The sequence below is a fragment of the Limnohabitans sp. TS-CS-82 genome, from assembly GCF_002943475.1.
Genome location: NZ_PTQX01000001.1, coordinates 507,566 through 531,399 on the forward strand (window position 1 = coordinate 507,566; position 23,834 = coordinate 531,399).

Below are 23,834 nucleotides of genomic sequence, written 5' to 3' on the forward strand. Positions count from 1 at the left end.
CGCGCCCCTTATGCCAACCAACGCTTGCGGCGCTTGTAGCTCTTGGCGTCTTTGAAGCTCTTGCGCTCACCACCGCCCATACCGAGGTAGAACTCTTTCACGTCTTCGTTGTTGGCCAAATCAGATGCAGCGCCGTCCATCACGATGCGGCCCGACTCCATGATGTAGCCGTAGTCGGCGTACTTCAGGGCCATGTTGGTGTTTTGTTCAGCAATGAGGAAGGTGACTTTTTCTTTCTCGTTCAAATCTTTCACGATGTTGAACACCTCTTCCACGATTTGCGGGGCCAAGCCCATGGATGGTTCGTCGAGCAACACCATGCTGGGGTTGGCCATGATGGCGCGTCCAATCGCGCACATTTGCTGCTCACCACCCGAGGTGTAGGCAGCTTGTGAGGTGCGACGTGTTTTCAAGCGAGGAAAGTAGTTGTAGACCTTCTCCAAGTTGGCTTCAATCTCACCTTTGCTGCTGCGCGTGTAACTGCCCGTAAGTAAGTTTTCTTCGATGGTCAAGTGGGCAAAGCAGTGACGCCCTTCCATCACTTGCACCACGCCACGCTTGACCAAGTCAGCGGGGGTCAGGTTTTCGATGCGTTCGCCGCGCAACTCAATGCTGCCTTTGGTGACCGCACCGCGCTCGCCTTGCAGCAAGTTGGAAATGGCGCGCAAGGTGGTGGTTTTGCCAGCGCCGTTGCCGCCTAACAAAGACACGATGCTGCCTTCTGGCACATTGAGCGAGACGCCCTTGAGCACCAAGATGACGTGGTTGTAAATGACTTCAATGCCATTGACGTTGAGAACGATGTTGTTGGCGCTCATAACTTACCTTGCTAAAAAAACGTTGTTGGACTGGACCAAACCTCAAAGCAAACGGGAGGTTTACCTCTGAGGTTTGGCGGCTCGTGAGAGCCGCCAAATCATCAGCCCCTTGGGCTGATGTGCGTCAGATTAAGACTGGCAATCTGCAGGTGTGCGGCGTGTGAGTTTTTTCTCAGCGGCATACTTGTCTGCGAACTGCTTGACCAAAGGTTTGATGATGGATTCATCGGCTTCGATCCAGTCAGTGCTGTAAACCCACTTCTTGCCGTCCCATGTGTGCAGACGTGCAGAGCGTGAACCTTCGTGGTCCAAGCAAGAGGTGCTGATAGGCTTCATCACTGTGCCCAGGCCCAACTTGTCGAGGGCTTTTTGGTCCAAAGCCAAGTTCTCCAAGCCCCAACGAATTTGCTCGCCGGTCATAACCTTACCCTTGCCGTAACGCTCTTGCGCACGACGCACGCCTTCGACCGCCAAAGCAGCGCTGACCATGCCACGGTTGTAAAGGGTGGTACCCACTTCTTCGACAGGACCTGTGCCTTGCTTCTTGCCGTGCACAACAGACTTGATGTCAGCAATGACTTTGCCGCCTTCGCCTGTGGCGACCAAACCGTTGTAACCCTTGGCAGCCTCGCCCACGTCTTTGACGTCTGGCTCAGCAGCGGACCACCACACACCGTACATTTTTTCGCGGGGGTAGCCTGTGGCTACGGCTTCTTTCAAAGCAGCGGAGTTCATCACGCCCCAGCCCCACAACAACACATAGTCAGGACGGGCTTGACGCACTTGCAAGCAAGTGGCTTTTTGTTCAACACCAGGCGCTGTCACAGGCAAGAGTTGCAGGTCGAAACCTTGCATCTTGGCGCGCTCTTGCAAGAGAGGAATTGGCTCTTTGCCGAATGGGCTGTCGTGGTAAACCAAGGCGATTTTCTTGCCCTTGATGTTGCCACCTTCTTTTTTGGTGATGATCTGCATGATGATGTCAGCACCAGACCAATAGGTACCTTGCAATGGGAAGTTCCACTTGAACACTTGACCATCGCTGGACTCTGAACGGCCATAACCGCCAGTGATCAATGGGTTTTTGTCTGTAGGCGCTTTTTCTGTCAAAGCGAAAGTGATACCTGTCGACAAAGGCTGGAACACGCCGCCTTGTGATTTACCTTTCAGGCGCTCGTAGCATTCCACGCCGCGGTCTGTCGCGTAGGCGGTGTCGCACTCTTCATAAGTGATCTTCACGCCGTTGATGCCGCCATCGCGTGCATTAATCAGCTTGAGGTAGTCCACATAGGCATTACCCCATGGCACACCGTTCGGCGCATAAGCGCCGGTACGGTAAGGCAGCACAGGGAAGAATTGCTCTTTGGCTTGCGCCTGAGCTGACGTGGTGACCAAGGCGCTGGTCAAACCAGTCGCAGCAACGGCCACTGCCATCATGAGGGAACGGATTTTCATTGAAGTCTCCTTAGAAAAATTATGCGAACACCAGAAAAACGAAATACGGATCAGTGAGGGAAAGGCCACAGACGTAGCTTTTGCTTACCCACGCTCCACAACTTGGCCAAGCCGTGAGGCTCGACGATCAAGAACCAAACAATCAAAGCACCGAAGATCATTTGCTCAGCATGCGTGAGCGCAGCCGTGCTGACAGGAATGCCCACCAAGTCACCCAACCAAGGCAATGCGTGGTTGATGATGACGGGCAAGATCACGATGAAGCCCGCACCAAAGAAGCTGCCCATGATGGAGCCCATGCCACCCAAGATGACCATAAACAACAACTGAAATGAGCGGTCCACCGAGAACGCGGCTGGTTCCCAAGAACCCAGGTAAACGAAGGCCCACAAAGCGCCAGCCACACCCACGATGAACGAGCTGACAGCAAAGGCGCTCAACTTCGAGTACATGGGACGAATGCCGATCACAGCAGCCGCCACGTCCATGTCGCGGATGGCCATCCACTCGCGACCAATCGCACTGCGAACCAAGTTTTTAGCGAGCAAACCAAACACCACCAAAAAGCTCAAGCAGAAGATGTACTTTTCGAACGGCGTGTTGATGGGGAAGCCAAACACTTGCAAGTCAGACACCGAGGCTGTACCAGAAGCAGAGTCGTTGGTGAACCACTTGATGCGCAAGAACGCCCAGTCACAGAAGAACTGCGCAGCCAATGTGGCGACGGCCAAGTACAGGCCCTTCACGCGCAAGCTTGGGATGCCAAAGAACATGCCGACCAAGGTTGCAAAGAAGCCGCCCATCAACAAAGCCACGATGAGCGGCATGCCGTCAATGCGCACAAAGAAGTTGTACGCGGCGTAGGCACCCACGGCCATGAAAGCGCCTGAACCCAAAGAGATCTGACCGCAGTAACCCACCAAGATGTTCACACCCAAAGCGGCGAGCGACAAGATAAGGAAGGGAATCAGAATCGCACGCAACATGTATTCGTCAGCGAGCATGGGCACACCGATGAATGCAAAGGCAATGAGCAGCAACACACCAATGCGGTCTTGCGTGATCGGGAAGATTTGTTGGTCTTCCTTATAAGTCGTTTTGAATTGACCGTTTTCTCTGTAAAACATGATTCTTTTCCTTACACGCGGTCGATGATCTTCTCGCCAAACAGACCTTGTGGACGAACCAGCAAGAAGCCCAAGGCCAAGACGTACGCAAACCAAATTTCAATACCGCCGCCCACATAGGGGCCGAGGAACACTTCAGACAATTTCTCGCCAACACCGATGATCAAGCCGCCGATGATGGCGCCAGGCACAGAGGTCAGGCCACCCAAAATCACCACAGGCAAGGCACGCAAAGCCACGGTGGACAGCGAGAACTGCACACCCAACTTAGAGCCCCAAATCATGCCGGCCACCAAAGCCACCACACCGGCCACGCACCAAACGATGACCCAGATGCGGTTGAGGGGAATACCAATGGATTGCGCCGCTTGATGGTCATCCGCCACAGCGCGCAAGGCTCGACCAGTGGTGGTTTTTTGGAAGAACACGCTGAGCAACGCCACCAAGGCTGCTGCGATGAACGCAGCCACCAAGTCTTCTTGGTTGATCATGATGCCGCCGTCAAAGGTGGATTCCATCAACATCAACGGCTCTTTGGGCATGCCCACATCGATCTTGTAGATGTCGCTGCCAAAGATGGATTGCCCCAAACCGTCGAGGAAATAAGTGATACCCAAAGTGGCCATCAACAAAGTGGTGCCTTCTTGGTTCACCAAGTGACGCAACACCAAGAACTCAATCACCCAAGCCACCACAAACATCACAGCAGCAGCGCCAGCGAAGGCGAGCAAGTTGACGAGAACGAAGTTGTCGATGCCTGTGAGCGCGGGAATCCATTCGCCAAAGCGGGCCATGGCCAGCGCAGCAAACAACACCATCGCACCTTGCGCAAAGTTAAACACGCCAGAGGCTTTGTAAATCAGCACGAAGCCGAGGGCCACCAACGAATACAGCATGCCTGCCATGAGGCCGCCGAAAAGGGTTTCAAGAAAAAATGCCATGTTCTTGTCCTTAGTGTGAAGTGCCGAGGTAAGCGCTGATGACTTCCTCGTTGTTGCGCACCTCATCGGGGGTGCCGTCGCCGATCTTCTTGCCGTAGTCGAGCACGACCACGCGATCAGAAATATCCATCACCACGCCCATGTCGTGTTCGATCAACACGATGGTGGTGCCAAATTCGTCGTTCACGTCCAAGATGAAGCGACACATGTCTTGCTTCTCTTCCACGTTCATACCGGCCATCGGCTCATCGAGCAACAACACTTGGGGCTCAAGGGCCAGCGCACGACCTAAGTCGACGCGCTTTTGCAAGCCATAAGGCAACTGGCCCACAGGCGTTTTACGGAAGGCTTGAATTTCCAAAAAGTCGATGATGCGCTCGACTTTTTCGCGGTGCATCATTTCTTCGTTTTCGGCCGGGCCAATGCGCAGGGCTTGCATGAGGATGTTGCTCTTCATGCGCAGGTTACGACCGGTCATGATGTTGTCGAGCACGCTCATGCCTTTGAACAAGGCCAAGTTTTGGAAGGTGCGCGCAATGCCCATGGTGGCCACTTGATGGCTGTCCATGTGGTCAAAGGTTTGACCGCGGAAAGTGATCGAACCTTCTTGCGGTGCGTAAACGCCGTTAATGCAGTTGAGCATGGAGCTCTTGCCTGCACCGTTGGGGCCAATGATGGCGCGCACTTCGTGCTCTTTGACGTTGAACGAAATGTCGGTCAGCGCTTTGACGCCACCGAAACGCAAACTGATATTTTTGACGTCAAGGATGACGTCGCCGATTTTCTTGCTCATGCTGCTTTCCCCACAGGCGTGAAGGTTTTGGCATCAGACAGCTTGAGCGTGGCGCTCACGCTGCCGGTGCGACCGTCTTCAAACTTCACCACGGTTTCAATGAATTGCTCGGTAGCGCCGTTGTATAGGGCGCCCACCAAGGCGTCGTATTTTTCAGCGATGAAACCGCGACGCACTTTGTTGGTACGTGTCAGTTCGCCGTCGTCAGCATCCAACTCTTTATGCAAGACGAGGAAGCGGCTCACTTGGCTACCGGCTAAAAGTTCGTCAGCTGCCAAATCTGCGTTGACCTTCTCGACGCACTCTTTGATCAACTGATACACCTCTGGCTTTTGCGCCAAATCGGTATAGCCAGCGTAGGGCAAGTTGTGACGCTCAGCCCAGTTACCCACGGCTTCCATGTCGATGTTGATCATCACGCACACTTTTTCGCGTTGGTCGCCGTAGGCCACCACCTCTTTGATGTGCGGGAAGAACTTGAGTTTGTTCTCGACGTACTTTGGCGCAAACATGGCGCCGTCGTTTGAACCACCTTTGATGCGGCCCACGTCTTTGACGCGGTCAATGATCTTCAGGTGACCATGCGCATCCAAGAAACCGGCGTCGCTGGTGTGATACCAACCATCTGCGGTCAGCACTTCAGCAGTAGCTGCATCGTTCTTGTAATAGCCTTTGAGCAAGCCTGGTGACTTGACCAAAATTTCGCCGTTGTCAGCCACTTTGATTTCCACGCCAGCACAAGGCACACCCACGGTGTCGGCACGTGCTTCGTGGTCAGGCTGCAAACAAACAAACACAGCGGTTTCGGTAGAACCGTAGAGCTGCTTCAAGTTCACGCCAATGGCGCGGTAGAAGCTGAACAAATCTGGGCCAATCGCTTCACCTGCGGTATAGGCCACACGCACGCGGCTCATGCCGAGGTTGTTACGCAAAGGGCCGTACACAAAGAAGTTGCCCAAGGTATAGAGCAAGCCGCCCACCAAACCAATCGACTTGCCATCCATCTTGGTGGGACCGTATTTGCGGGCCACATCCATGAAGTAATGGAACATGCCACGCTTGATCGCGCCTGCATCTTCCATGCGAATCATCACACTGGTGAGCAAGCCTTCAAACACGCGGGGAGGTGCGAAGTAGTAAGTGGGGCCGACTTCTTTCAAGTCGATGGTGACGGTGGCTGCAGACTCAGGGCAGTTCACCACATAGCCGCAGTACAACCACTGGGCGTAGCTGAAAATGTTTTGGCCAATCCAAGCGGGTGGCAAATAGGCCAACACGTCTTCATGCGAGGTGAGTTTGTCAAACAGCGCGCCCGCTTCGGCACGGTTGATGAGCGAGTTGTGCGTGTGCACCACACCTTTGGGGTTGCCCGTGGTGCCGGAGGTGAAGAACATCGCGCCCACGTCGTCGGTGTGAGCTTTTTCAACTTCGTCTTTGTAAAACTCAGGATGTTGCTTGGCAAACACGGCACCAGCAGCGAGCAACTCTTCGAGTGAGGCCAAGCCGGGCTCGTCGTACTTGCGCAGACCGCGAGGATCGTCAAAAAAGATGTGAGCGATTTGTGGGCATTGCTCACGAATCTCCAACAGCTTGTCGACTTGCTCTTGGTCTTCGACCACACAGAAGCGCACTTCGGCGTTGTTCAATGGAAATACGCACTCAGGGCCTGCGGCGTCTTGGTACAAGGGGATCGGAATCGCGCCCAACGATTGGGCGGCCAACATGGTGGCGTACAGGCGTGGACGGTTGGAGCCAATCACCACCAAGTGCTCGCCGCGTGTCAAACCGGCTTGGTGCAAGCCGCACGCCATGTGCTCCACCATCTGAGCCATGTCGGCCCATGTGGTGGTTTGCCAAATGCCGTATTCCTTCTCACGCATGGCGGGGGCGCCTGGGCGCTCGCTGGCATGCTTGAGTAACAGTCGTGGGAACGTGGTCTGCATTCCTAATCCTTGCTTTGTGTGTCGACAAAAAATCGTGACGCGCATGTGACGCGTTTCTCACGTTGGGTGCGATCGTAGGCTCCGGTTTGACGCCAAGTTGTCGTTTCGACGACAATTTAGGGTAGACACTGAGCAGTGATTACCCGAATAAAACTTTTCTATTGATCAGAATCATGGCGCAAACACCCACCGTTTACCAGCGACGACGCTCTCTCACGGAGCAAGAGCTCAAGCTCATCCCGTGGTTTGGCTTGCTCAAAGAAAACGAGCGCAACCGCATCGAATCGCAGCTGGTGGTGAGCGACCCCATGCCTGGTGACTACGTGTGCCGCATGGGGCGCCAAGCCACGTATTGGTTTGGCGTGGTGGAAGGCCTGTTGAAGATGAGCACGGACAGCGCCAGCGGGCGCACCATCACCTTCACGGGTGTGCCGCCCGGTGGTTGGTTTGGTGAGGGCACGGCCATCAAGCGGGAGACCTACCGCTACAACATCATGGCCTTGCGCCGCAGCGTGGTGGCGGGGCTGCCAATTGACACGTTTCATTGGTTGCTGGACAACTCGATTGGGTTCAACCGCTTTGTGATGAACCAACTCAACGAACGCTTGGCGCAATTCATTGAGGCCCGCGAGATTGACCGCTCCAGCGATCCAGATGTGCGCGTGGCACGCAACTTGGCAGCGCTGTTCAACCCCACTTTGTTTCCGGGCGTGGGCGAGATTTTGCGCATCACGCAGCAAGAGCTGGCCTACCTGGTGGGCCTGTCGCGCCAACGTGTGAACGTGGCACTGAATCGATTGGAAGAACAAGGCGCGATTCGCATTGAATACGGCGGCATGCGCGTGCTGAACCTTGCCGCGCTGCGCGCCAGCGGCACTTAGAATTTGCCCCTTATGTCAGACACCCCCACAGAACTCACACGCCTCAACAAACGCATGGCCGAACTTGGCCTTTGCTCACGCCGCGAGGCCGACGCGTGGATAGATCAAGGCTGGGTGTTGGTCAACGGCCGTCCTGCCGAAATGGGTGTGAAAGTTGGCCCGAATGACCGCGTTGAGGTGGACCCACGTGCCAAGGGCCACCAAGACACACAAGTCACTATCCTGCTGCACAAGCCCATGGGCTATGTGAGCGGGCAAGCCGAAGACGGGCACGAGCCCGCCATCATGCTGATCAACCCTCGCACGCATTGGGCGGGCGACTCATCCAAGCGACGCTTCACGCCCACACAGTTGCGCAGCCTCGCCCCATCGGGCCGACTCGACATCGACTCCACAGGCTTGTTGGTGTTGACGCAAGACGGCCGCGTCGCACGTCAACTGATCGGCGAAGACTCGGAGATGGAAAAAGAATATTTGGTGCGCGTGACCTACACCGGTCAAGAAAACATCGCCGCAGCCACCGCTGCATCCGCCACCTATGGCGGCAGAGCCAACCAACTCAGCGCCATTGGCGACCACGACCGCGTGACCAACAACGTGCAAGCTGTGTTTCCGAAGGACCAACTCGAACGCTTGCGCCACGGCTTGAGCTTGGACGGCAAGCCCCTCAAACGTGCCCAGGTGGAATGGCAAAACCCAGAGCAGCTTCGGTTTGTGCTGACCGAAGGCAAGAAGCGCCAAATTCGCCGTATGTGCGAGCAAGTTGGCCTTCAGGTCGTGGGCCTCAAGCGCATTCGCATCGGGCACGTCCAACTGGGGCAACTGCCTGCTGGGCAATGGCGCTACCTGGGTGCCCACGAGCGCTTTTAAGCTGCATTAATTTTCCGCGTTTTATTCCTCTTGAAATTTAGGCTCACGCCCCGCATCTTGGGGCGTTGTTTTTTGTAATTTAGTTTTTGAAACCATGACCAAACAAACCCATTCCTTCCAAGCCGAAGTTTCGCAACTGCTGCACCTCGTCACGCATTCGCTGTATTCCAACAAAGAAATCTTTTTGCGCGAGTTGGTGTCCAACGCCTCTGACGCCTGCGACAAGCTGCGCTATGAAGGCCTGAACAACGATGCTTTGTTTGAAGGCAACGCAGACCTTGAGGTGCGCGTGAGCTTTGACAAAGATGCCCGCACCCTGACCATTGCCGACAACGGCATTGGCATGAGCCAAGAAGAAGCCATCGCCCACCTCGGCACCATCGCCAAGAGCGGCACGCGCGAATTCATGGGCAAGCTCAGCGGCGACGACAAAGCCAACGCCAAAGACCAAGGCGCTTTGATTGGTCAGTTCGGTGTGGGCTTTTACTCAGGCTACATCGTGGCCGACCGCATCACTGTTGAATCTCGCCGTGCAGGCCTGAAGGCCAGCGAGGGTGTGCGCTGGAGCAGCACGGGTACCGGCGACTTTGAGGTGGAGACCATCACCCAAGCGGAGCGCGGCACCAAAATCATCTTGCACCTGCGCGACGATGCCGAGGAATACCTGAGCGCATGGAAACTCAAATCAGTCATCAACAAATACTCAGACCACATCTCTTTGCCCATTCGCATGCGCAAAGAAGAATGGAAAGAAGGTGAGAACGACCAACCCGGCGAAATGGTGCTGACCGACGAATGGGAAACCATCAACCAAGCCAACGCCTTGTGGGCGCGCCCCAAGAAGGACGTGACGGACGAACAGCACGCCGAGTTCTACAAACACATCAGCCACGACTTTGAGCCACCTTTGGCTTGGAGCCACAACCGCGTGGAAGGCAGCACCGAATACACACAGTTGCTGTACATCCCTGGCAAAGCACCGATGGACTTGTTCAACCGCGACAAAAAGTCGGGCTTGAAGTTGTACGTGAAACGCGTGTTCATCATGGACGACGCTGAGGCGTTGATGCCCTCCTACTTGCGCTTCATCAAAGGCGTGGTGGATTCGGCTGATTTGCCGCTGAACGTGAGCCGCGAGTTGCTGCAAGAAAGCCGCGATGTGAAAGCCATTCGCGAAGGCAACACCCGACGTGTGTTGGCCGTGTTGGAAGATTTGGCCAAGTACGACAAAGCGCCCGTGGCGGGCGGCGATGGCGTGACTGACGCGACAACCGAAGGTGTCACTGACGTTTTAAGCGACGAAGACAAAGCCAAGCAAGGCAAGTACAGCCAGTTCTACGCGGAGTTTGGCTCCGTGCTGAAAGAAGGCTTGGGCGAAGACTTTGCCAACAAAGACAAGCTCGCCAAGTTGTTGCGCTTTGCAAGCACCAGCACAGACGCTGTGACCGTGTCTTTCGCCGACTACAAGGCGCGCATGAAAGAAGGCCAAGAGGCCATCTATTACATCACCGCCGACACTCTGGCGGCTGCCAAGAACAGCCCTCAACTCGAAGTATTCCGCAAAAAGGGCATCGAAGTGCTATTGATGACTGATCGCGTGGACGAATGGGCTTTGAACTTTGTGCAAGAGTTTGATGGCACGCCGTTGCAATCCGTCGCCAAAGGTGCGGTGGACCTGGGCTCACTGCAAGACGAAGCTGAGAAGAAAGCGGCTGAAGATGCCGCAGAAGCTTTCAAGCCCGTGTTGGCCAAACTCAAAGAGGCATTGAAAGACAAAGCCGACGATGTGCGCGTGACCACGCGCTTGGTCGACTCACCTGCTTGCTTGGTAGTCAAAGACCACGGCATGTCCATGCAATTGGCTCGCATGCTCAAACAAGCTGGGCAACAAGCGCCTGAGATGAAACCCATCTTGGAAGTCAATGCTGAACACGCTTTGGTGAAGAAACTCAGCGGTGACGCCAACCCAAACTTCAACGACTTGGCGCACATCTTGTTTGACCAAGCCTTGTTGGCGGAAGGTGGTTTGCCAGAAGACCCTGCCGCCTATGTGAAACGGGTGAACGCACTCTTGGTGTAAAACACAGTCCATGACACACATGGACACACCTCACCCCGCGTTGCTAGACAACTTGAAGGCCAACACACATGTGTTGGCCTTTGATATTTTTGGCACCGTGGTCGATTGGCACGGCAGCATCATGCGCGAAGTAGAAGCGCTCTTCCCTTCTTTGGATGCCAACGCTTTTGCATTGGCTTGGCGTGCTGGTTATCAACCTGCTATGGCGCGTGTTCGCTCGGGCGAGCTGGGCTGGACGCGCATTGATGAGCTGCATCGGTTCATCTTGGAAGACTTGCTGCCCAAGTTCGGTTTGACGCATTTGAGCGAAGCTGAGCGTGTGCACCTCAACCGTGTGTGGCATCGATTAGACGCATGGCCCGACAGCGTGGCGGGTTTGCAGCGGTTGAAAACGAAATTCACTATTTGTTCGCTCTCAAATGGCAATATTGGGTTGCTCACCAACATGGCTAAGCGAGCTGGTTTACCCTGGGACTGTGTGTTGTCAGCCGAAGTATTTCGTGCCTATAAACCAGATCCAGCCACCTATCTAGGCGTCGCATCAACATTTGACTTACAGCCTCAACAAGTGATGCTGTGCGCCGCGCACCACGATGACTTAGAGGGCGCACGCGCAAGTGGCTTGCGCACGGCCTACATTGAACGACCTTTTGAGTTTGGTGCAACTCAACCGAAAGATGTGTCGCCACAAGCTGGCAACGATTTGCATGCGCGGGACATTCACGCACTGGCAGACCTACTCGGCTGTTAAGCGTACAGAGGCTCTTCTTGCATGGCTTCGCATTGCTCCACCAGCATATGCGTTTGACCAGCCCAATAGTCGCTGCTGCCAAACCATGAGAAGTGCTGCACAAAGGCGGGGTCGTCTTTGCGCCTCGCCAACCAAGCGCTGTAGTGAATCAAACGCAGGGTGCGCAAAGACTCGATCAACGCGAGTTCGCTGCGGTTGAGTTCACGCATTTGTTCATAGCCATCCAGCAACATCGATAGCTGCTGTGTGCGCTGCGCACGCTCACCGCTGAGCAACATCCATAAGTCTTGAACCGCAGGCCCCATGCGGGCATCGTCCAAATCCACAAAGTGTGGGCCGCCATTGGGCAGGTCTATGGGTGTCCACAAAATATTGCCGGGGTGGCAGTCACCGTGCAAGCGAATGTGCTTCGCAGGATGCGCTGCAAATTTCTCTTGCGCCATGTCAATGGCTTGGTTGCAGACCGCCAGCCATTCAGTTTGCTGGTCCATGGGAATGATGCGGTTTTCCATCAGCCAGTCACGTGACTCAGTGGCAAACGTGTTCACATTCAAGGTGGGGCGCGTGTCAAAGCTGTGTTGCGCGCCCACGTTGTGAATGCGTGCGATGAAGCGCCCTATCCACTCCAGCACCTCAGCGTCGTCCAGCTCAGGCATGCGTCCACCACGACGTGGGCTAACGCTGAATGCGAAACCGTGTGCGCGGTGCAAAGTTTTGTCGTGCAGCGTGAGTGGCCCCACCAATGGCACTTCGTCAGCCATCAGCTCTGCAGCAAAGCTGTGTTCTTCCAAAATCTGAGCATCGCTCCAACGCGCCGGCCTGTAAAACTTAGCGACCACCGAGCTGTTGTCATCCAGCATGGCTTGGTAGACACGGTTTTCATACGAGCTCAAGGCTGTGAGCCGACCATCAACTTCAAGCCCTAAATCAGAGAGCGCATCCAGCACCACATCAGGCGTGAGCGCTTCATAGGCATGATGCTTGGGCGTGTCGTCAAACACCCCAGACCACCTCTTTGTCTTCGGCGTGTGCACGGCGTAGCATGTCAATGAACGGTACAACGCGCTGCTTCAAGCTGATGGTGCGAGGGCCATCTACTGCGGAGGCTGCGCCCGTCTCCTGCACGTTGCCGTTCTGGGCCGCTTCTTTGGCAGCTTGATGCGCCGACTCTTCTTGTCCGACAGCTGCATTCAAGGCATCAATGGCCGTCAACATCTCGCTGGGCAAGATGATGCCTTGGGCTCCTGGCTCTTTGCCAATGAGTTTGAGGATGTGTTTGCCTTGGGGCTCCAACATGATGAGGTCGCCCGTGGCTTTTGATTTGAATTTGTACAGCATGGTTTCATTGTGCGCGCTTGAGGCGCGACGTCAAGTTGGCTGATGGCTCAGCGGCTCAGCAGTGGGGCCACCGCTGCATGAAATGCGTCTGGTTTTTCAAACATGACCCAATGGCCGGCATCGGGAACCTCCGTGAATGAGGCCATCGATGACAACACCTGTGGGACTTGCGCCAACGTGCCTTGGTAAAGCGCGTCACAAGCACCCCACACGCCATGCACGGGACATGTCCAGTGTGTTTGCGCTTGCGCCAGTACATCCGTGCGGGCAATGCGTCTGCGTCGCAAGCGGTCACGTGCAACGTTGGCTTGCTGCAAGTCAATCACCTCATCAGTCACGCTGTCTGCATGCACAAACATCATGGCATTCAGGTTGTGGCGATGTACCTTGCGCTGCGCCTCTTCATCCATGTCAGGCGTCATGCCTCGCATTGGCAACTCCTTGCCAAATAGGCCCAAGCCAGGCGCGCCGACCAAAATCAATTGCCTGATGAGGTTGGGATATTCCGCAGCCACCAAACCAGCCGTCATGCCACCAAATGAAAAGCCCATGACATCCACAGCATCATTGCTGAACGTGCGCATCAATATTTCAGCCAGGTAGGGCACCAAGCCATCGGCATCGCTCACACCGCTGGGCAAGTCGGAGTCACCAAACCCAGGAATGTCTAATGCCCAAATTGTTCGGATCTTCGCCAAGTGCTCGACATTGCGCAGCCAATGCGTCCAGCTGCCAGAACCACCATGTAGCAGCACAAGAGGCTGCTTTGAGGCATTGCTTCTGGTACCGGCGACTTGGCCTTCTAGGCCCTGCTCAGCGGCCTGACCAGCACCCCAAACGTGCCACACAGCGTTACCCCATGCATAGGGTTGCACGATACGTTGTGACAAGGCTTCGACGCGACTGATTTCCATGTGTGGACTTCCCAAGAAAAACGCCCACTGAATAAATTCAGCGGGCGTTTTAAAGTGGTTGCGCGAGTAGGATTTGAACCTACGACCTTTGGGTTATGAGCCCAACGAGCTACCAGGCTGCTCCATCGCGCGTCAAGAGTATTAGTATAACCTATTAAGCGGCTGTTTCGGTAGAAGAAGGCTCAGAAACTTCTGCGCGGTCTACCAATTCAACATAAGCCATTGGTGCGTTGTCGCCCACGCGGAAACCCATTTTCAAAATGCGGGTGTAACCACCTGGACGTGTCTTGAAACGTGGGCCCAATTCGTTGAACAACTTCACAACGCTGTCGCGATCGCGCAAGCGGTCAAATGCCAAGCGGCGGTTTGCAACGGTAGGCTCTTTAGCCAAAGTGATCATCGGCTCAATGACGCGACGCAATTCTTTGGCTTTTGGCAATGTGGTTTTGATGGCTTCGTGCTCGATGAGCGAGTTCATCATGTTGCGCAACATAGCCAAACGATGTGAGCTAGTGCGGTTGAGTTTGCGAAGTCCGTGTCCGTGACGCATTTTGATTTCCTTTGATGTTTTACCGGCCGCCGTATCAGGTACGGCCAGGGGACTTTAAAAGTCAGTGATTTTAGATTAACGACGCTCTAAACCGGCAGGTGGCCAGCTTTCGAGTTTCATGCCCAAAGTCAAGCCGCGTGAAGCGAGCACTTCTTTGATTTCGTTGAGTGACTTGCGACCCAAGTTAGGGGTCTTGAGCAACTCATTCTCAGTGCGCTGAATCAGGTCACCGATGTAATAGATGTTTTCTGCTTTCAAGCAGTTGGCAGAACGAACAGTCAATTCCAACTCGTCGACAGGGCGCAACAAGATCGGATCGAACTGTTGGCCGCCACGTGGAGCAGCAGCTTCCATGATGCCGTTGATGGCGTCGCCTTCCAACTGTGCGAACACAGCCAGTTGCTCAACCAAGATCTTTGACGAAGCGCGCACAGCGTCTTCAGCAGAGATGGCACCGTTGGTTTCAATTTCCATGACCAAGCGGTCGAGGTCCGTACGTTGTTCAACACGTGCGTTTTCAACGGCGTAGCTCACACGGCTGACCGGCGAAAAAGCGGCATCCAACACGATGCGTCCGATGGACTTGCTTGGCTCTTCGCCATAACGACGCACAGTACCTGGCACATAGCCACGACCTGTTTCAACTTTGAGTTGGATGTCGATCTTGCCGCCGTGCGACAAGTTCGCAATCACGTGCTCAGGGTTGATGATTTCAACATCGTGAGGCACTTGGATATCTGCAGCAGTCACAGCGCCTTCGCCGTCTTTGCGCAAGCTCAGAGTAACTTCATCGCGGTTGTGCATTTTGAACACAACGCCTTTGAGGTTCAACAAGATGTTGACCACATCTTCTTGCACGCCATCGATAGACGAGTACTCGTGCACAACGCCAGCGATGGTGACTTCAGTCACTGCATAGCCAACCATAGAAGACAACAAAACGCGACGCAGAGCATTGCCCAACGTGTGGCCATAGCCACGCTCAAACGGCTCCAAGGTAACCTTGGCGCGGTTGTGACCCAATTGCTCGACGTGAATATTTTTTGGTTTCAGCAAGTTTGTTTGCATTCAGATTTCCTTCAATACCCCCGGTTCGTTACACCGGTAAGGCTGGGTGTCTGGACCACGCTGCGCGAGCAGGCAGCGTGGGGTGCGTTAGGTTGAAAACTTCAACCAGGATTAACGCGAGTAAAGTTCGACGATCAAAGATTCGTTGATGTCCGCAGCGAATTCGTCACGGTCTGGCGTCTTCTTGAAGACACCTTCAGCTTTTTCGAGGTTGACCTCAACCCAAGCAGGCATGCCCACTTGCTTAGCCAACTCGAGAGCTTCCAACACGCGGCCTTGCTTTTTAGACTTTTCACGCACAGCCACGACGTCACCGGCTTTCACCAAGTAAGAAGCGATGTTGACTTGATGACCGTTCACGGTGATGGCTTTGTGTGACACCAACTGACGTGCTTCAGCACGTGTAGAGCCGAAGCCCATGCGGTACACAACGTTGTCCAAACGTGTTTCCAAAATGGTCAACAGGTTTGCACCGGTGTTACCTTTTTGGCGATCGGCAGCTGCGAAGTAACGGCGGAACTGACGTTCTAACACACCGTACATGCGTTTGACTTTTTGTTTTTCGCGCAATTGCAAACCAAAGTCAGACGTACGTTGACCTGATGTGCGGCCGTGTTGGCCTGGTTTGCTGTCGAATTTGCACTTGTCGCTGATAGAGCGGCGTGCGCTCTTCAAGAACAAGTCGGTGCCTTCACGGCGTGAGAGTTTGGCCTTGGGGCCTAGGTAACGTGCCACTTGAATTTCCTTATCTGATCAGCTGCTCGCAAGAAGCGAGGAGCCGCTGGGGGTTAGCCAGCGGCGGTGGGCTTGTGGTTAACAGTAAAAAGCGAAGAACGCTTAGATACGACGACGCTTTTGTGGACGGCAGCCGTTGTGCGGCACTGGAGTCACGTCAGCAATCGAGTTGATGCGAATGCCCAATGCGGCCAAAGCGCGCACTGAAGATTCACGGCCAGGGCCTGGACCTTTGATCTCGACATCAAGGTTCTTGATGCCTTGATCAACGGCAGCGCGACCAGCAACTTCCGAAGCCACTTGAGCTGCGAAAGGTGTGGACTTGCGTGAGCCCTTGAAACCTTGACCACCTGACGAAGCCCATGACAAAGCATTGCCTTGGCGGTCAGTGATGGTGATGATGGTGTTGTTGAACGACGCGTGCACGTGCGCGATGCCGTCAGCAATGTTCTTACGAACCTTTTTACGTACGCGTGAAGCTGCGCCGCTTGGAGATTTAGCCATTGTTCAGTCCTATTATTTCTTCAACGACTGGGCTGCTTTACGCGGACCCTTGCGTGTACGAGCGTTGGTACGCGTACGTTGACCACGCATAGGCAGACCACGACGGTGACGGAAGCCGCGGTAGCAACCGATGTCCATCAAACGCTTGATGTTCATTGTTGTTTCGCGACGCAAGTCACCTTCAATCGTGAATTCAGCGATCTGGTCACGGATCTTTTCGAGGTCCGAGTCAGTCAGATCTTTGATCTTCTTTGCGTAATCAATGCCACATGCTTCGCAAATTTTGCGAGCGCGTGTGCGACCAATACCGAAAATCGATGTCAAACCGATTTCAGCGTGTTTGTGCGGCGGAATGTTAATGCCAGCGATACGTGCCATGTGCGTCCTCTTTAAACCAGTTCAATCAACCTTGACGCTGTTTGTGGCGTGGATCTGTACAGATCACACGAACCACGCCCTTGCGGCGGATGATTTTGCAGTTGCGGCAAATTTTTTTGACCGAAGCCGAAACTCTCATTTCATTCTCCTAAAACTCATTTCATTTCACACCCTCATTGGCATGAAACACGACTTTTTACTTGGCCCGTTAGAGCGTTGTTTTGAAACTTGCTTTCTTCAACAGCGAGTCATATTGTTGGCTCATCATGTAGTTTTGCACTTGGGCCATAAAGTCCATGGTGACAACCACAATAATCAGCAACGATGTACCACCGAAGTAGAAAGGCACGTTGTATTTCAAGATCATGAACTCAGGTAACAAACACACAAAGGTGATGTACACGGCGCCTGCGAGCGTGAGTCGAACCAAAATTTTGTCGATGTATTTGGCAGTGTGGTCGCCGGGACGAATACCCGGGACAAAAGCACCACTCTTCTTCAGATTATCCGCTGTTTCTCGGCTGTTAAAGACCAAGGCAGTGTAAAAGAAGCAAAAGAAAACAATTGCAGCTGCATACAACATCACGTAGACAGGCTGTCCAGGTGCAAGTGCTGCAGAAATATCTTTTAGCCAAAGCATGCTATCGCCTGAGCTGAACCAGCTCACGATAGTTGCAGGCAACAGAATGATGGACGAAGCGAAGATAGGAGGAATCACACCCGCCATGTTCAACTTGAGGGGCAAGTGAGACGATTGACCGCCATACACTTTGTTACCCACTTGGCGACGTGCATAGTTCACCAAGATTTTGCGCTGACCGCGCTCAACAAACACCACGAAGTAAGTGACCAGAGCCACAACAACAACAATGATGATGGCAGCCAAGATGCTCATAGCACCTGTGCGCACCAGCTCGAGTAAGCCACCGATTGAACCGGGCAGGCCTGCTGCGATACCAGCAAAAATCAAGATAGAGATACCGTTACCCAAACCACGCTCAGTGATTTGTTCACCCAACCACATCAAGAACATGGTGCCTGCGGTCAAGCTGACCATGGCTGTCATGCGGAAACCAAAGCCTGGCACGTTGACCAAACCGGCTGATGCTTCCAACGCCAAGGCAATACCCATGGACTGGAACAAAGCCAAGCCCAAAGTACCAAAACGTGTGTACTGAGTGATCTTGCGACGACCTGCTTCGCCTTCTTTTTTAAGCTGCTCCAAAGAGGGCAACACATAAGTCAGCAACTGCATGATGATCGATGCAGAGATGTAAGGCATGATGCCCAACGCGAACACGGTAAAGCGCGACAAAGCGCCACCCGAGAACATGTTGAACAGGCTCAAAATGCCGCCCTGCTGGCCCTTGAACAATTGTTGCAATTGGTCAGGGTTGATGCCGGGCACAGGAATATGGGCGCCCACGCGGTAAACCACCAAGGCGAGCAGCAAGAAGACCAGTCGGCGACGGAGGTCGCCGAACTTGTCGTTGTTACCGATCGATGGAGAGGTAGTAGCCACGGAGCGCTGTTCCTGTTTTCTAACGATTAAGCGACGGAGCCGCCAGCGGCTTCGATCGCAGCTTTGGCACCAGCAGTAGCACCGATACCATTGAGCTTGACAGCAGTCGTCAATTCGCCAGTCTTCACAACCTTGACGACACGAGCGATAGATGCCACGAGGCCAGCGGCCTTCAATGTCAACATATCAACTTCAGCAGCGCCGAGTTGTTGCAAGTCAGCCAATGTCACTTCGTCGTTGTACTTCAAAGTGGTGGACTTGAAGCCGCGCTTAGGCAAACGACGCTGCAAAGGCATTTGACCGCCTTCGAAACCAACCTTGTGGTAGCCGCCTGAACGAGACTTTTGACCTTTGTGACCACGACCAGCAGTCTTGCCGAGGCCAGAGCCGATACCGCGACCAACGCGACGCTTGGCGTGTTTTGCGCCAGGTGCGTGGGTGATGTTATTGAGTTCCATCTTCAACCTTTTACAGCACTTTGACCAGATAGCTGATCTTGTTAATCATGCCGCGCACTGCTGGCGTGTCTTGCAACTCGCTCACAGAATTCAGTTTGCGCAAGCCCAAGCCACGAACGGTGGCGCGGTGCGATTCTTTGGTGCCAATTGGGCTACGCACCAATTGGATCTTCACAGTTTGAGGGGTAGTCATTGAATGCTCCGAGATTAAGCGAAGATTTCTTCGATGTTTTTGCCACGCTTAGCCGCCACTTCTGAAGGCGTCGTGGAATTGTTCAAAGCATCCAAGGTTGCACGAACCATGTTGTATGGGTTTGATGTACCGTGGCTTTTTGCCACGATGTCAGTAATACCCATCACTTCGAACACAGCGCGCATTGGACCGCCTGCGATGATGCCGGTACCCTTAGGTGCGGGGATCATCATGACGTTTGCAGCACCGTGACGACCGTGCACCTTGTGGTGAATCGTGCCGTTTTTCAAAGTGACTTTGGTCATGTTGCGACGGGCTTCTTCCATCGCTTTTTGGACAGCAGCTGGCACTTCTTTCGATTTACCTTTGCCCATGCCCACGCGGCCATCGCCGTCACCAACCACAGTCAAAGCTGCGAAACCGAGAATACGGCCGCCCTTAACCACTTTGGTGACGCGGTTGACCGCGATCATTTTTTCGCGGAGTCCGTCTTCTGGACCGTCACCCTGCGCTTTAGCTTGAAATTTAGCCATGTGTAATTTCCAATCCGATTAGAACTGCAAGCCAGCTTCGCGGGCTGCGTCGGCCAAAGCCTTGACGCGACCGTGGTAAGCAAAACCTGAACGGTCAAACGCCACTTTTTCGACGCCAGCTTTTTTCGCTTTTTCAGCGATCAGCTTGCCAATCACTTGCGCTGCATTGACGTTGCCGCCTTTGCCAGTTGCGCCAAGTTGTGTGCGCACTGCGGCTTCGGCTGAGGATGCTGTCGCAACCACTTTGGTACCGCAAGCGGAAACCACAGTAGCGTAGATATGCAAGTTGGTGCGGTTCACCATCAAACGTGCAACGCCTTGGTTGGCGATGCGGATACGTGTTTGACGTGCCCGGCGGAGTCGCTGCTCTTTTTTGGTCAACATGTTGCAGCTCCTTATTTCTTCTTGGTCTCTTTGATCGTGATCTTCTCATCCGAATAACGGATGCCCTTACCTTTATACGGCTCAGGAGGACGAACAGCACGAATCTCAGCGGCCACTTGACCAACGCGTTGGCGGTCAGCACCTTTGATCAGGATTTCAGTTGGGGCTGGCGTCTCAACCTTGATGCCTTCAGGCATGTCGATATTGACGGGGTGAGAGTAACCCACTGCCAAGTTCAATTTAGAACCTTGCGCAGCAGCTTTGTAACCCACACCAACCAAAGTCAGTTTTTTCTCGAAGCCTTTGGTCACACCAGTCACCATGTTGTTGACCAATTGACGCAAAGTACCGCTCATGGCGTTCGCTTCGCGAGAATCATCAACTGGCGTGAATGTCACTTGACCAGCTTCGTTGACAACCTTCACCAATGCATTAGCAGCGATCGACAGCGTACCGCCGGCGCCCTTCACACTGATTTGGGTATTGTTAATAGACACATCCACACCTTGAGGGATGGTCACAGGCATTTTTCCTACTCGGGACATTTCAGTCTTTCCTTTAGGCTGCGGTTAAGCGACGTAGCACAACACTTCGCCACCGACACCGGTAGCGCGTGCTTTGCGGTCAGTCATCACACCTTGAGGTGTTGTGACAATTGCCACACCCATGCCATTCATGACTTGGGGGATAGCGCCGCAGCCTTTGTAAACGCGCAGGCCGGGACGGCTCACGCGCTCAATGCGTTCGATCACTGGACGACCTGCGTAGTACTTGAGAGTGATCTCAAGCTCAGTCTTACCAGCGTCTTTTTTAATTTGAAAACCGTCGATGTAGCCCTCGTCCTTCAGCACTTGCGCAATGGCGATCTTCACTTTGGAAGAAGGCACCATCACGGTGGGTTTAGCCACCATTTGCGCGTTGCGGATGCGAGTCAGCAAGTCGGCGATTGGATCACTCATGCTCATATTGAATCTCCTGCCTATTACCAGCTGGCTTTGGTGATGCCGGGAATGTTGCCTTGGAAGGCTAATTCACGGATCTTGGCGCGGCCAAGGCCGAATTGGCGGAACGTGCCACGTGGACGACCGGTGATTGCGCAACGGTTACGTTGACGTGTTGGGTTCGCGTTGCGTGGCAGCTTTTGCAGACCCAAACGGGCCATTGCGCGCTCTTCATCGCTACGCTTGAAGTCGTTGGCGATCGCCTTCAACTCTGCGTGCTTAGCAGCGTACTTTGCAACCAAACGGTCACGCTTGAGCTCGCGCTCGATCAATGCTTGTTTAGCCACGTGCCACCTCTGTCTTGAATGGGAAACGGAAACCAGCGAGAAGCGCCTTGCACTCCTCGTCAGTCTTAGCCGTCGTGGTGATGCTGATGTTCAAACCACGCAAAGCGTCAACTTTGTCGTATTCGATCTCAGGGAAAATGATCTGCTCTTTAACGCCGATGTTGTAGTTGCCACGGCCGTCGAAGGCACGGACAGAAATACCACGGAAGTCACGAACGCGAGGCAAAGCCACGGTCACGAAACGGTCCAGGAATTCATACATCTGAACGCCACGCAAAGTCACCATGCAACCGATTGGCTGGCCTTCGCGAATTTTGAAACCCGCGATAGCTTTCTTAGCCTTGGTCACCACTGGCTTTTGGCCGGCGATTTTGGTCAGGTCGCTCACAGCGTTGTCCATGACTTTTTTATCAGCCACAGCCTCGCTCACACCCATGTTCAACGTGATTTTGGTCAAGCGCGGAACTTGCATGGGCGATGTGTAACCGAACTTAGCAGTCAATTCGGCCGCAACTTTTTCGCGGTAGTGTTGTTGGAGTCGTGCCATATTTATGCCGCCTTGATTTCTTCGCCGCTGGACTTGTAGACGCGCACTTTGCTGCCGTCTGCCAGGACTTTGATGCCAACACGATCAGCCTTACCAGTAGCAGCATTAAAAATGGCCACGTTGGACTGATGGATAGGCATTGTTTTATCAACGATGCCGCCTTGCGTGCCAGCCATTGGGTTTGGCTTGGTGTGTTTTTTCACCAAGTTAATGCCATCGACCACCAAGTGGCTGTCATCTTTACGCAGCGACACAACGCCACGTTTACCTTTGTCGCGTCCAGTAAGGACGATGACTTGGTCGCCTTTGCGAATCTTGTTCATTGTTTAGTCCTTACAGAACTTCAGGAGCCAATGACACGATCTTCATGAACTTCTCAGTGCGCAACTCGCGCGTCACTGGGCCGAAGATACGGGTGCCGATAGGCTCCAACTTTGCATTGAGCAACACAGCTGCGTTGCCATCGAATTTGACGAGCGAACCGTCGCCACGGCGGATGCCTTTGGCAGTACGGACCACAACAGCGCTATACACCTCGCCTTTTTTGACGCGGCCACGCGGAGCGGCTTCTTTAATGCTCACCTTGATGATGTCGCCCACGCTTGCATAACGACGCTTAGAACCGCCGAGCACCTTAATGCACAAAACGGACTTCGCACCGGTGTTGTCAGCGACATCTAACCGTGTTTCAGTTTGGATCATTTCAATATTCCCAACTTGCATCAGTTTTTGCACAACTCACCTTTGCAGGCTGGCTACACATAGAACCGATCAGTCTTGGGCCCGTCATCCACATCGCGAACCACTCGCAACGCTTCAACTTGGGGCAGATAAACCCCGCTTTTTAGCGGAGCCGCAAATTATGCCATAACTTTTTGGCCCGCGTCAAACTATTTTTACGATTCTTTTTAGTTTCGCAGACAATTCCTGCATGTCTACACCCTCTAACACCCCTCAAACCTTTGCATTCATTGGCGGCGGCAATATGGCCAGCGCCATCATTGGCGGCCTTATTAAGCAGGGCACGCCTGCCAATCGCATCTTGGTGGTCGAGCCTTTTGAAGAAGCTCGCCAGCGTCTGCAGGCCCAATTTGGCGTGCGCGTTCTAGCCGCAGCCGATGCCACATTAGCCGAAGCAGGCTTGTTGATTTGGGCCGTGAAGCCACAAACCTTTAAAGAAGCCGCCCAACAAACACGTGATTTCTGCGCCAACGCCCTGCATCTGAGCGTGGCTGCTGGTATTCGCAGCGACAGCATTGCCAACTGGCTAGGCACAGAGCGCGTCGTACGCGCGATGCCCAACACACCAGCCTTGGTGGGCCTTGGCCAAACTGGTCTTTTTGCACGTGCAGCCGTCACTTCAACAGACAAGACTTGGATTGAGCAAGTGGTCGCCACCACCGGCGCATTACTTTGGGTCAAAGACGAGCCTTTGCTGGATGCAGTCACCGCCATCTCGGGTTCTGGCCCTGCTTATGTGTTCTTCTTCATCGAAGCCATGGTGGAAGCCGGAGTAAAAATGGGCTTGACCGCTGAACAAGCCACGCAGCTGGCCATCGGTACGTTTGAAGGCGCATCACAACTGGCGAAAACCGCCAGCGAACCCCCTTCTGTGCTGCGCGAGCGCGTCACATCCAAGGGCGGCACCACTTACGCAGCGCTCACCTCCATGCAAAACGCCCATGTGAGCGATCTATTTCAAGCGGCGCTCAAAGCCGCAGAACTACGCGCCCACGAGCTCGGCGACGAGTTTGGGGCTTAAATCC

General features: G+C 54.0%; 31 protein-coding genes and 1 tRNA gene. 5 read left to right on the forward strand and 27 right to left on the reverse strand.

Going from position 1 to position 23,834, the window contains the following annotated elements:
• Positions 1–8: 8 nt before the first annotated feature.
• From C5F52_RS02355 to C5F52_RS02380, 6 genes are all read right to left on the reverse strand, one after another.
• The gene (locus tag C5F52_RS02355; RefSeq protein WP_104796712.1) at positions 9–818 is read right to left on the reverse strand and encodes an ABC transporter ATP-binding protein; all 810 of its coding nucleotides are present in this window, start codon (positions 816–818) and stop codon (positions 9–11) included.
• A gap of 129 nt (positions 819–947) precedes the next feature.
• Positions 948–2,270: an ABC transporter substrate-binding protein gene (locus tag C5F52_RS02360; RefSeq protein WP_104796713.1), complete on the reverse strand. Its 1,323-nt coding sequence runs from the start codon at positions 2,268–2,270 to the stop codon at positions 948–950.
• 50 nt (positions 2,271–2,320) lie between these two features.
• Entirely contained in the window at positions 2,321–3,397 is a 1,077-nt protein-coding gene (locus C5F52_RS02365; protein WP_104796714.1) for a branched-chain amino acid ABC transporter permease, read from the reverse strand.
• A gap of 11 nt (positions 3,398–3,408) precedes the next feature.
• Positions 3,409–4,338, reverse strand: a complete 930-nt coding sequence (locus C5F52_RS02370; protein WP_104796715.1) for a branched-chain amino acid ABC transporter permease — start codon at positions 4,336–4,338, stop codon at positions 3,409–3,411.
• Positions 4,339–4,348: 10 nt separating this feature from the next.
• The gene (locus tag C5F52_RS02375; protein ID WP_104796716.1) at positions 4,349–5,131 is read right to left on the reverse strand and encodes an ABC transporter ATP-binding protein; all 783 of its coding nucleotides are present in this window, start codon (positions 5,129–5,131) and stop codon (positions 4,349–4,351) included.
• Entirely contained in the window at positions 5,128–7,074 is a 1,947-nt protein-coding gene (locus tag C5F52_RS02380) for a long-chain fatty acid--CoA ligase (protein WP_104796717.1), read from the reverse strand. The genes C5F52_RS02375 and C5F52_RS02380 overlap by 4 nt, the downstream gene beginning before the upstream one ends.
• Before the next feature lie 173 nt (positions 7,075–7,247).
• Here C5F52_RS02380 and C5F52_RS02385 point away from each other — a divergent pair, with 173 nt between their 5' ends.
• The 4 genes from C5F52_RS02385 to C5F52_RS02400 all read left to right on the forward strand — a co-directional run bounded on the left by C5F52_RS02385 (position 7,248) and on the right by C5F52_RS02400 (position 11,656).
• Entirely contained in the window at positions 7,248–7,955 is a 708-nt protein-coding gene (locus C5F52_RS02385; RefSeq protein ID WP_201746942.1) for a Crp/Fnr family transcriptional regulator, read from the forward strand.
• A gap of 12 nt (positions 7,956–7,967) precedes the next feature.
• Complete coding sequence (locus C5F52_RS02390) at positions 7,968–8,825, forward strand: pseudouridine synthase (RefSeq protein ID WP_201746943.1); 858 nt, start codon at positions 7,968–7,970, stop codon at positions 8,823–8,825.
• A 94-nt stretch (positions 8,826–8,919) separates the two neighbouring features.
• Positions 8,920–10,905 carry a molecular chaperone HtpG gene (htpG, locus tag C5F52_RS02395; protein ID WP_104796720.1) on the forward strand — a complete coding sequence of 662 codons (1,986 nt, stop codon included), beginning with the start codon at positions 8,920–8,922 and terminating at the stop codon, positions 10,903–10,905.
• Between the two features lie 19 nt (positions 10,906–10,924).
• Complete coding sequence (locus C5F52_RS02400) at positions 10,925–11,656, forward strand: haloacid dehalogenase type II (protein ID WP_104797133.1); 732 nt, start codon at positions 10,925–10,927, stop codon at positions 11,654–11,656.
• Here C5F52_RS02400 and C5F52_RS02405 read toward each other — a convergent pair.
• The 21 genes from C5F52_RS02405 to rplN all read right to left on the reverse strand — a co-directional run bounded on the left by C5F52_RS02405 (position 11,653) and on the right by rplN (position 22,770).
• Positions 11,653–12,657 (reverse strand): serine/threonine protein kinase, encoded by a 1,005-nt coding sequence (locus C5F52_RS02405; RefSeq protein WP_104796721.1) that lies wholly within the window; start codon positions 12,655–12,657, stop codon positions 11,653–11,655. The genes C5F52_RS02400 and C5F52_RS02405 overlap by 4 nt on opposite strands.
• Positions 12,650–12,994 carry a DUF1840 domain-containing protein gene (locus C5F52_RS02410; RefSeq protein WP_104796722.1) on the reverse strand — a complete coding sequence of 115 codons (345 nt, stop codon included), beginning with the start codon at positions 12,992–12,994 and terminating at the stop codon, positions 12,650–12,652. The genes C5F52_RS02405 and C5F52_RS02410 overlap by 8 nt, the downstream gene beginning before the upstream one ends.
• A 47-nt stretch (positions 12,995–13,041) precedes the next feature.
• Positions 13,042–13,908 carry an alpha/beta fold hydrolase gene (locus tag C5F52_RS02415; protein WP_104796723.1) on the reverse strand — a complete coding sequence of 289 codons (867 nt, stop codon included), beginning with the start codon at positions 13,906–13,908 and terminating at the stop codon, positions 13,042–13,044.
• Between the two features lie 55 nt (positions 13,909–13,963).
• Positions 13,964–14,040: transfer RNA gene (locus tag C5F52_RS02420), tRNA-Met, on the reverse strand.
• Between the two features lie 22 nt (positions 14,041–14,062).
• Positions 14,063–14,458, reverse strand: a complete 396-nt coding sequence (gene rplQ, locus C5F52_RS02425; protein WP_104796724.1) for a 50S ribosomal protein L17 — start codon at positions 14,456–14,458, stop codon at positions 14,063–14,065.
• A gap of 75 nt (positions 14,459–14,533) precedes the next feature.
• A complete protein-coding gene (gene rpoA / locus C5F52_RS02430; protein WP_104796725.1) occupies positions 14,534–15,526 on the reverse strand; it encodes a DNA-directed RNA polymerase subunit alpha in 993 nt (330 codons plus the stop codon).
• Positions 15,527–15,637: 111 nt separating this feature from the next.
• Positions 15,638–16,261 carry a 30S ribosomal protein S4 gene (gene rpsD, locus C5F52_RS02435; protein ID WP_104796726.1) on the reverse strand — a complete coding sequence of 208 codons (624 nt, stop codon included), beginning with the start codon at positions 16,259–16,261 and terminating at the stop codon, positions 15,638–15,640.
• A gap of 102 nt (positions 16,262–16,363) precedes the next feature.
• A complete protein-coding gene (rpsK, locus tag C5F52_RS02440) occupies positions 16,364–16,765 on the reverse strand; it encodes a 30S ribosomal protein S11 (RefSeq protein ID WP_100133809.1) in 402 nt (133 codons plus the stop codon).
• Between the two features lie 12 nt (positions 16,766–16,777).
• Positions 16,778–17,143 carry a 30S ribosomal protein S13 gene (rpsM, locus tag C5F52_RS02445; RefSeq protein ID WP_104796727.1) on the reverse strand — a complete coding sequence of 122 codons (366 nt, stop codon included), beginning with the start codon at positions 17,141–17,143 and terminating at the stop codon, positions 16,778–16,780.
• 25 nt (positions 17,144–17,168) lie between these two features.
• A complete protein-coding gene (gene rpmJ / locus C5F52_RS02450) occupies positions 17,169–17,282 on the reverse strand; it encodes a 50S ribosomal protein L36 (protein WP_011481465.1) in 114 nt (37 codons plus the stop codon).
• A 69-nt stretch (positions 17,283–17,351) separates the two neighbouring features.
• On the reverse strand, positions 17,352–18,665 hold the full coding sequence (gene secY, locus C5F52_RS02455; protein ID WP_104796728.1) for a preprotein translocase subunit SecY: 1,314 nt from the start codon (positions 18,663–18,665) through the stop codon (positions 17,352–17,354).
• Positions 18,666–18,691: 26 nt separating this feature from the next.
• Entirely contained in the window at positions 18,692–19,123 is a 432-nt protein-coding gene (gene rplO, locus C5F52_RS02460; protein ID WP_104796729.1) for a 50S ribosomal protein L15, read from the reverse strand.
• A 10-nt stretch (positions 19,124–19,133) separates the two neighbouring features.
• Entirely contained in the window at positions 19,134–19,316 is a 183-nt protein-coding gene (rpmD, locus tag C5F52_RS02465) for a 50S ribosomal protein L30 (RefSeq protein WP_104796730.1), read from the reverse strand.
• A gap of 14 nt (positions 19,317–19,330) precedes the next feature.
• Positions 19,331–19,849 (reverse strand): 30S ribosomal protein S5, encoded by a 519-nt coding sequence (gene rpsE / locus C5F52_RS02470; RefSeq protein ID WP_104796731.1) that lies wholly within the window; start codon positions 19,847–19,849, stop codon positions 19,331–19,333.
• An 18-nt stretch (positions 19,850–19,867) separates the two neighbouring features.
• The gene (gene rplR, locus C5F52_RS02475) at positions 19,868–20,233 is read right to left on the reverse strand and encodes a 50S ribosomal protein L18 (protein WP_104796732.1); all 366 of its coding nucleotides are present in this window, start codon (positions 20,231–20,233) and stop codon (positions 19,868–19,870) included.
• Positions 20,234–20,244: 11 nt separating this feature from the next.
• Positions 20,245–20,778: a 50S ribosomal protein L6 gene (gene rplF / locus C5F52_RS02480; protein ID WP_104796733.1), complete on the reverse strand. Its 534-nt coding sequence runs from the start codon at positions 20,776–20,778 to the stop codon at positions 20,245–20,247.
• 24 nt (positions 20,779–20,802) lie between these two features.
• Complete coding sequence (gene rpsH / locus C5F52_RS02485) at positions 20,803–21,198, reverse strand: 30S ribosomal protein S8 (RefSeq protein WP_104796734.1); 396 nt, start codon at positions 21,196–21,198, stop codon at positions 20,803–20,805.
• Positions 21,199–21,215: 17 nt separating this feature from the next.
• Positions 21,216–21,521: a 30S ribosomal protein S14 gene (rpsN, locus tag C5F52_RS02490; protein WP_104796735.1), complete on the reverse strand. Its 306-nt coding sequence runs from the start codon at positions 21,519–21,521 to the stop codon at positions 21,216–21,218.
• On the reverse strand, positions 21,514–22,068 hold the full coding sequence (rplE, locus tag C5F52_RS02495) for a 50S ribosomal protein L5 (protein WP_104796736.1): 555 nt from the start codon (positions 22,066–22,068) through the stop codon (positions 21,514–21,516). Before rplE ends, rpsN begins: the two co-directional genes overlap by 8 nt.
• Positions 22,069–22,070: 2 nt before the next feature.
• On the reverse strand, positions 22,071–22,391 hold the full coding sequence (rplX, locus tag C5F52_RS02500; RefSeq protein WP_104796737.1) for a 50S ribosomal protein L24: 321 nt from the start codon (positions 22,389–22,391) through the stop codon (positions 22,071–22,073).
• A gap of 10 nt (positions 22,392–22,401) precedes the next feature.
• Complete coding sequence (gene rplN, locus C5F52_RS02505) at positions 22,402–22,770, reverse strand: 50S ribosomal protein L14 (protein ID WP_053172537.1); 369 nt, start codon at positions 22,768–22,770, stop codon at positions 22,402–22,404.
• Positions 22,771–22,999: 229 nt separating this feature from the next.
• On the opposite strand from rplN, the gene proC reads away from it, so the two are divergent.
• The gene (gene proC, locus C5F52_RS02510; RefSeq protein WP_104796738.1) at positions 23,000–23,830 is read left to right on the forward strand and encodes a pyrroline-5-carboxylate reductase; all 831 of its coding nucleotides are present in this window, start codon (positions 23,000–23,002) and stop codon (positions 23,828–23,830) included.
• Positions 23,831–23,834 lie beyond the last annotated feature (4 nt).